6 protein-coding genes and 3 pseudogenes are annotated in these 5630 nt (G+C 42.3%); 2 read left to right on the top strand and 7 right to left on the bottom strand.

What is annotated here, in order from left to right:
• The 7 genes and pseudogenes from ACR2F7_RS12285 to ACR2F7_RS12255 form a co-directional block, all read right to left on the bottom strand.
• Nucleotides 1-206, bottom strand: a pseudogene (locus ACR2F7_RS12285) (hypothetical protein); the annotation flags it as partial.
• Between the two features lie 79 nt (nucleotides 207-285).
• A complete protein-coding gene (locus tag ACR2F7_RS12280; RefSeq protein WP_432713851.1) occupies nucleotides 286-588 on the bottom strand; it encodes an IS66 family transposase in 303 nt (100 codons plus the stop codon).
• Nucleotides 589-841: 253 nt separating this feature from the next.
• Nucleotides 842-1033 (bottom strand): IS66 family transposase, encoded by a 192-nt coding sequence (locus ACR2F7_RS12275; RefSeq protein WP_432713850.1) that lies wholly within the window; start codon nucleotides 1031-1033, stop codon nucleotides 842-844.
• 728 nt (nucleotides 1034-1761) lie between these two features.
• Complete coding sequence (gene tnpB / locus ACR2F7_RS12270; protein ID WP_432713849.1) at nucleotides 1762-1899, bottom strand: IS66 family insertion sequence element accessory protein TnpB; 138 nt, start codon at nucleotides 1897-1899, stop codon at nucleotides 1762-1764.
• 164 nt (nucleotides 1900-2063) lie between these two features.
• Nucleotides 2064-2234, bottom strand: a pseudogene (gene tnpA, locus ACR2F7_RS12265) (IS66 family insertion sequence element accessory protein TnpA); the annotation flags it as partial.
• A gap of 101 nt (nucleotides 2235-2335) precedes the next feature.
• Nucleotides 2336-2890: a dTDP-4-dehydrorhamnose 3,5-epimerase gene (gene rfbC / locus ACR2F7_RS12260; protein ID WP_432713848.1), complete on the bottom strand. Its 555-nt coding sequence runs from the start codon at nucleotides 2888-2890 to the stop codon at nucleotides 2336-2338.
• A 1-nt stretch (nucleotide 2891) separates the two neighbouring features.
• A complete protein-coding gene (locus tag ACR2F7_RS12255) occupies nucleotides 2892-3194 on the bottom strand; it encodes a DUF4286 family protein (protein WP_432713847.1) in 303 nt (100 codons plus the stop codon).
• 177 nt (nucleotides 3195-3371) lie between these two features.
• On the opposite strand from ACR2F7_RS12255, the gene ACR2F7_RS12250 reads away from it, so the two are divergent.
• Together ACR2F7_RS12250 and ACR2F7_RS12245 are read left to right on the top strand one after the other, a co-directional pair.
• Entirely contained in the window at nucleotides 3372-5264 is a 1893-nt protein-coding gene (locus tag ACR2F7_RS12250; protein ID WP_432713846.1) for a prolyl oligopeptidase family serine peptidase, read from the top strand.
• A 5-nt stretch (nucleotides 5265-5269) separates the two neighbouring features.
• A pseudogene (locus ACR2F7_RS12245) lies at nucleotides 5270-5630 on the top strand (sensor histidine kinase); the annotation flags it as partial.

Below are 5630 nucleotides of genomic sequence, written 5' to 3'. Positions count from 1 at the left end.
TTTCTCATATGGCAAACGCTGTAACGTAATGCAGGAAAATTAAAGAAACTACCATCTGCTGCAGAAACGGTACGGTCTTTCGGAGGTGGAAACCCTTTCATCCATCCCATTTTGGTGGGGTCAGAATCATTGGAATTCAATAAATCTTGTGCAATTAAAGGTTGTATTAATAATATCAAACCACTAATTAATGTGAACTTTTTCATAACTTTTTAATTAAAATTGATACCAGCTAACTTGTTGATATTCAATCTAATCTATCAACAGTTGATATCCAGAATTGTGTCAATAAATTTGTTGTTTTTTAGTATCCGCCCATCCGAACCGTAATATCCACAGGCTTCCGTCTTTAAGGTGTTCAGTCAAGGGATCCCACCTGTGGGCCGCATAGTCCATGGCTTTTCCGATCTGACTTTTTGGTAATGTAGTTTTTATCTCCCTGCCGATCCACATCCCAAGCTCATTAGCCACCGGGAAGGCTTCCTCCAAGCGGAGTTGTTTGGTTGCTTCTGCATCCCTTGCCTTCCGCTCAACAGCATACAGCTGCTGGATGTATCCGACTACCTTTTTCCGCTCTTGGCCGGTCATTGTCCAGCGCCCGTTCCAACTCGCGGTGTGCGTGTGCCCAACAGGCAAGGTGGGTGGACCTTTTCCTTTGCATACTTTTCGTATACCGCATAGCCGTCGGGCTGTAGGTAACCACTGAAGCTACCTAATATAGGCAATGGGGCACTACGCCCCGGGTGGGACTGTAGTCGAAAAGCACCGATCCTTCTAGCGGGCATGATATACCCAATAATACCCTTGGTGGGTAGCACCTTTTTTATCGCTGTCCAGCACTTTAATGTGGCTCTCGTCCACCTTTTGCTTTGGTATAGAAGACCAATTGATCGTACAGCGGATGGAGTTTGATCAGGGCTTCTTTTGCCCAGCCATCGATTGTGGAGGAGGGTATCTGGATATTTTCCCGCGCGAATCGCTGCTTCTGGCGATACAGCGGGTGGTGGTCCATGTATTTTCCGGTCAGGATCATCGCCAGCATGCTAGCTCCCGGGATCCCCTTATCGATGACACGCTCGGAAGCTCGGTGATCTTTACCCCTTCACCGTTTTTGGCAGCATACTAATAACGGATGTAGCGTGTGATTTAGAACTTTGCCGGCTCACATTCGAGCTCTTAGGTAATTTCTTTACCGATGCACACCATCTGGGATAGATCTCCCTCAGGGTGGATATCGATCTCTTCTACCGGTAACTGCTCAGGGAGTTTTGCCCGCCCGTGATGGTTGGGGCGCTTGCGCACATACTCGATTTTTTCCTTTATTTCTTCCTACTGCTGTTCTACTTAGGCGGGATCAGCTTCGAAGGGCAGTAGGGTCTAGTTGGGGTCACCCTGGAAGCGCTCGCGCTTCTAACCGAACTGCATCCGCTGGAACATCTCCACCTGGGCCTTCAGGTAATCGCGCTCCCAGGTCAGGCGTTCGATCTCGGTCTACTTTGTCTTACGCTCCAAAGATTTTTGCCCCGCCAATTGCTGTCTGGCAATCTTGATAAGCTCTTCTTTTGAGAGGTTTTTCAGCCTCTGTTTGCATACCCTAAAAATACGCGAAAAGTTGCGTTTAAGCAAAAAAAAAGCACTTTAGATCAGTGAATAACGTTTTTTCTTTATGCTTTTAACAACCTGGATCTCCGCAATCATTAACACTAAATAACTCAGGAAAGTTCTCCTGCTTTTTCCCTGGCGATGGGAAAAGTACCTTGCTCAAGGCGCTTGTAAATAAAGTACAAAGCCGCCGTGCTCCCAGTGTAGCTGTTTAATATGGGTACGGGTGCGTTTCAGGAAAACGAACACCTCGCCACTGGTCGGCTGGCGCTGCATGACCGAAGTAACCAGCCGCAAAGCCCGTCGAATGATTTGCGCATATCGCAATGCCCATCATAGAGGTGGAACCAGTGCGATGAACCTAAAGAAAATATCTGCTTACAAGCGGTCAGTTGAGCGATCAGCACCAGGTCGTTCTCTACTCTAAGCCGAACACCTGTAGGATAAATAATCTCGACCTGCTAGGAGCTCTTTTTTAAACTAGCTGTTATGGGAATAAAGCTGATAATCGCCGGTTCCTTTGACCTGGCCACCCAATAACCCAGAATAGCAATATTGATCCCATGCAAAAGGCTAAAGGCTTTTTGGGTCAATCCACTTGCTTTCCAATCATCAACCATGGAAAGCATTTTTGCTCTTTTTTCTTGTTTGCTCTATGCCCCATGATAGGTCTACGCAATATGCACTTGGTCGGGCGGATACTAAACTATAAGTATTTTAGCTGATAAAGACCTTAAAAAGGACTATTGAAATCATTAAAAGCAGGTAATACGAGATCTTTTTCTGATAATATAAAATCAGTTTCCGCAATAGCTTCAGACCAGTTGATGTTTAAATCAGCATCATTCCAGATCACGCCAACTTCAGAAGCCTTATCGTAATACTGCGTTACCTTGTAGGTAAAGATGGTGTTATCTTCAAGGGTTAAAAAGCCATGTAAAAAGCCTGCTGGCAACCATAACTGTTTATGGTTCTCGCCGCTGAGTACTACACTGTAATGCTGACCGAAGGTTGGAGAGTCTTTACGGGCATCTACCGCAACATCCAGCACACTGCCTTGTATTACCCTTACCAGTTTACCCTGTGCAAAAGGTGCTTTCTGTGCATGTAGGCCGCGTAAAATTCCCTTTTGAGAGAAAGACTGGTTGTCTTGTACAAAGTTTATATCTACACCAAGCTCTGCAAAGGCTTTGGCGCTGTAACTTTCATAAAAATAACCACGGTTATCGGCCCATACTTTTGGTTCTATCAGTAAAAGATCGGGTATTGGAGTTTCAGAAATAGTCATGTTATAATTCGTCTTGCATCAAAGAAGTAAAAGTGAGCACACTATCTCCAAATTTATCTTTAATTTCTTGTTGAAAAGTAGGTTCAAAGCTTTGTTGAAAGTCTGCATAGGCAGCAATTTCTTCAAAAAAGAACTGGTTGCTGTAAGTTGTTCCTTCATTTGGAGAGTCAATAATTCTCCATGATCTATGACTCACAAACTTACCTGTTGCCATTACTTGTGGTAAATGTACTTTTTCCATCCATTCCAGGTATTGATCAAGTACAGTATCTTCAACAATCTGGGTTATATTATATAAAAACATGGAACAAATATAAAGTTATAAATTAAGGAATATATCTCAATCTCCTTTAAATGTTACTTAGCAGCTGAGGGTTTATTTGTAAAAAACAGTAATTTGACTGCTATAAAACTTACAGCAGGTAACAATTATGGTGTATTGCCCTAAAGGGTTGACCCTGTTGAGTACCTTTGTTTGCCAATGATGATGATGACTGGAATAAAAAAATACTTATGGTTGCTGCTTTTACCTTTTATTTTCGCCTGTACAGCGGAAGTGAAGGAAATTCCTGTAGCCGATTTTTTTAAAGCACCAGAAAAGTCGAGCTTCTCCTTGTCGCCCGATGGCAAGAGCCTCTCTTATTTAACGCTGCAAAATAACCACCAGAATATTGTTATAGAAGACATTGCCACTGGCCATGTTTCACAGATTACCCAGGTTACAGACGTCAATATCAATTATTATTTCTGGGTAAGCAATACCGAGTTGATTTATTATAAAAAGCTTCCCCAAAGCAAAAATATTTCCCTGTTCATTATCGATAAAGATGGCAAAAATGAGCGCCTGTTGAAGAGTGATGAAAAAAGTAGGATGCGGTTACTGAAAGAACAGTTGATTGATGATAAATACCTCCTTGTATCGTCCAATAGACGCGATTCTACCATTTTTGACGTTTATCGTTTAAATGTGAGAGACGGCAAGATGGAAATGGCAGTTAAAAATCCGGGAAATATCACCAGCTGGTATACTGATGCCAAAGCAAAGTTAAGGCTTGCAAGTTCCAGCGATGGGGTTAATGAAACCCTTTTATACCGTGATAATGAAAACCAGCCTTTCAAACCTGTAATCACCAATAGTTTTAAAACTACGCTTATTCCTGTGGCCTTTTCTGAAAGCAAACCTGATGTAATTTATGCCATTTCTAATGTTAACCGGGATAAAAATGCATTGGTAGAACTTGATTGCCACACAGGGAAAGAAATAAGTGTGTTATTCAGCAATGATAGCCTCAACGTAGTAGAAGCGCAATATTCCATCAGCAATAAAAAAATGGCTTTTGTGGTTTGCGAAAACTGGAAGCGCGAAAAGTATTACCTTGATGATGCGGTAAAAAGTCTATACCAACGTATAGAAAAATTATTGCCCGGCACGGAGTCGAGAATTGTGGATCGCGACAAAGCAGAGGGTATTTTCCTGCTGCGGACTTATACCGATAAAAATCCGGGATCTTATTATTTATACACCGTTGGAGACAATAAGCTTAAAAAATTAAGCGATGTAAACCCTGCAATCAAGGTGGCTGACATGAGTGATGTGAAAGCGATTACTTATACATCGCGCGATGGTTTGCTGATTCATGGTTACCTTACGCTACCCAAAAACGGAGCTGCTAAAAACCTTCCCCTGGTGGTGTTGTCGCATAACGGCCTGGGTAACCGCAGCAGCTGGAGCTATAATGCCGAAGTGCAGTTTCTGGCCAACCGCGGTTATGCCGTCTTCCAGAGTAATTACAGGGGTTCTTCGGGTTATGGCAAAAATTTTGCCGCCGCAGGTTTTAAACAGTGGGGGGCAAAAATCAACAATGATATTGAAGATGGCGTGCGCTGGCTGGTTAAACAGGAGATTGCCGATCCTAAAAAGGTGGCCATTTATGGTGCTGGCTTTGGGGGCTACCTTGCTTTAAACAGTTTATATGCTAATCCGGGAACTTATGCCTGTGCGGCATCCAATGCGGGTGTCATTAACCTGTTCAGCTACCTTAAAGCTATTCCACCTTATTTAAAGACCAACCTGCAGATGTATTATGACATTATTGGTAACCCTGTTACTGATGTGGATTACATGCGACAGGCTTCGCCGGTTTTTCATGCCGATAAAATCAAAGTGCCTGTATTTATTGCGCTTAATAACAAAGATAAATGGGTAAACCCGGGCGAAGTGGTCCAGTTTGTGAAGGAGCTTAAAAAAAGAAATGAAAACGTTGTTTACCTTGAAAAATCTTATCTGGATCCTCCACAAAATACGGTAGAAGACAAGGCTAAATATTACCTTGCGCTAGAGCAGTTCCTGCAAACGCACTTAAAAAAGAAATAGCCTCCATGGTAATGACTTTAGAAAAGAAAAGCGGTTACCGCAAGAATTTTTACCTCATTGTTACCTTCATCATCCTGATTTCGGTGCTGCTGATCTTGTCCTTAATTTTTGTCTATAACTTTAGCAAAAAGTATATAGAAAATGAATTTGTTTCAGAGAAGGTAAAAGTCATGGAAGAGAGCATTAAGCCTTACAGTGATTTCTTTCAAAACAAGCTGCCCGAAGTTTCTTATTACAATGGTTACCTTGACTCTGCTACTACCGCAAAATATGTAGATACGCTATTGCTGCAATATCCTTTTGTATCTAAGGTGGTATTTTATGATTCTGAAGTTACCAATAGCCCTGTAAAGGATGGTTTAAATA

The organism is Pedobacter sp. (assembly GCF_045628745.1).
In the GTDB taxonomy this organism is placed as follows: Bacteria; Bacteroidota; Bacteroidia; order Sphingobacteriales; family Sphingobacteriaceae; genus Pedobacter.
This window is presented reverse-complemented; position numbering and strand designations above follow the sequence as displayed.

Excerpts from the sequence above, each read along its gene's own strand:
- ACR2F7_RS12280 (WP_432713851.1), bottom strand. The coding sequence starts at position 588 with ATGACCGGCCAAGAGCGGAAAAAGGTAGTCGGATACATCCAGCAGCTG.
- ACR2F7_RS12275 (WP_432713850.1), bottom strand. The coding sequence starts at position 1,033 with ATGATCCTGACCGGAAAATACATGGACCACCACCCGCTGTATCGCCAG.
- rfbC (WP_432713848.1), bottom strand. The coding sequence starts at position 2,890 with ATGACTATTTCTGAAACTCCAATACCCGATCTTTTACTGATAGAACCA.
- ACR2F7_RS12255 (WP_432713847.1), bottom strand. The coding sequence starts at position 3,194 with ATGTTTTTATATAATATAACCCAGATTGTTGAAGATACTGTACTTGAT.
- ACR2F7_RS12250 (WP_432713846.1), top strand. The coding sequence starts at position 3,372 with ATGATGATGATGACTGGAATAAAAAAATACTTATGGTTGCTGCTTTTA.